The following is a 1,793-nucleotide window of genomic DNA, read 5'->3' as shown; positions in this document are numbered from 1 at the left end:
TGCTGGCCCATAACGTCAGCCGGCTGCTCACTCGCAGCCGGCTTTTCTGCGTCTTCGTCCTCCTCGAGGCCCCGGCTTCTCCCCCTGCCTCCCAGCCGGGCTGAGCCGCTATTCTGCGCAACCCTCCAGTCGGACCAGTTCGAGGAGAGCAGGGCCGGAGGGCTTCCGCTCCCTTCCTGCGGGAAACCTGTCCGACAGTTGGTCCGGTTTGAAAAGACCGTGGCCGGGGGGCTTCCGCTCCCTCCCCGCGGCGGGAACCTGTCCGACAAGCAGACAGGTTGGGGCCGCGCCGGGCGGGGGGTGTACAGCATGAAGGGATGGGGCTTCCGCAACATGTGCGCGTCGCCATCGCGGGCTCGGGCTTCGCCGGGCTGGGCATGGCCATCCGGCTGAAACAGGACGGCATCGACGACTTCGTCATCCTGGAGCGCGCGGATGACGTGGGCGGCGTCTGGCGCGACAACGTGTATCCCGGCTGCGCGTGCGACGTGCGGTCCCTGCTGTACTCGTTCTCCTTCGCACCGAACCCCGGTTGGTCGCGCGCCTACTCCCCTTCCTGGGAGATCCACGCGTACCTGCGCGACTGCGTGAAGCGCTTCCAGCTCGAACCCTTCCTGCGCTTCGGCCACGCGGTCCTCTCCGCGAGATGGGACTCCACCGCGCGGCGCTGGGTGCTGGAGACGTCCCGGGGCAGCTTCACCGCGGACGTCTTCGTGGCCGCGGTGGGCGCGCTGAGCGAGCCCGTCATTCCTCGCCTGCCCGGGCTGGAGCGTTTCAAGGGCAAGGTGATGCACTCCGCGCGATGGGACACGGGCTACTCGGTGGCCGGGCGCGACGTGGGCGTGGTGGGCACGGGCGCATCCGCGGTGCAGATCGTGCCGGCCATCCAGCCAGAGGTCCGCCGGCTCGTCCTCTTCCAGCGCACGCCCGCGTGGGTACTGCCCCGGGGCGACAAGCCCATCGGCCGCTTGCGCCGGGCGCTGTACCGGTGGGTTCCTGGCGTGCGGTGGCTCCTGCGCGAAGGCCTGCGCATCCTCCGCGACAGCCTGTCCGTGGGCTTCGAGCACCCATGGATCCTCCGGCTCGCGCAGCACTGGGCGCTCTGGCACATGCTGCGGGTGGTGAAGGATCCGGAGCTGCGTGCCCGGCTCACGCCCCGGTACACGATGGGGTGCAAGCGCATCCTCGTCTCCGATGACTACCTTCCGTCCCTCACGCGCGCGAACGTGGAGGTCGTCACGTCCCACATCCGCGAGGTGCGCGAGGACGCGGTCGTCACCGAGGACGGCGCCGTCCACCCGGTGGACACGCTCATCTTCGGCACCGGCTTCCAGGCGACGGACATGCCGCTGGGGCACCACATCCAGGGGCGGGAGGGGCGCACGCTCGCGCAGGTGTGGGCGGGTAGCCCGAAGGCGCACCTGGGCCTCACCGTGAGCGGCTTCCCCAACCTCTTCCTGCTCCAGGGGCCCAACACCAACCTGGGCCACACGTCCGTGCTGCTGATGATGGAGGCCCAGCTGGAGCACGTGCTGGGCGCGCTGCGCTACCTGGACGCGCGGGGCGCCGCCGCCGTGGAGCCTGATCCGGCCGCCCAGGACGCCTTCATCCGGGACCTGGACGCGCGCATGTCCCACACGGTGTGGAGCCGGGGCGGCTGCCGGAGCTGGTACATGGACGCGACAGGTCGCAATGCCGTCATCTGGCCCGGCTCCACCACCGCCTTCCGCCGCCGGGTGGAGCACTTCAAGCCCTCCGAATACGTCAGTCTCTTATTCACATCTGACGCTGCC

General features: G+C 69.9%; 1 protein-coding gene. It reads left to right on the top strand.

The genetic code is table 11. From position 1 onward, the window contains the following. Window positions 1-317: 317 nt before the first annotated feature. Window positions 318-1,793 (top strand): flavin-containing monooxygenase (locus tag D7W79_RS46600; protein WP_147442350.1); only part of this gene is annotated, 1,476 nt, incomplete at its 3' end.

It is taken from the genome of Corallococcus exercitus (assembly GCF_003611585.1).
In the GTDB taxonomy this organism is placed as follows: Bacteria; Myxococcota; Myxococcia; order Myxococcales; family Myxococcaceae; genus Corallococcus; species Corallococcus exercitus.
The sequence above is the reverse complement of the archived record's forward strand: the minus strand, read 5'-3'. Positions and strand labels throughout refer to the sequence as shown.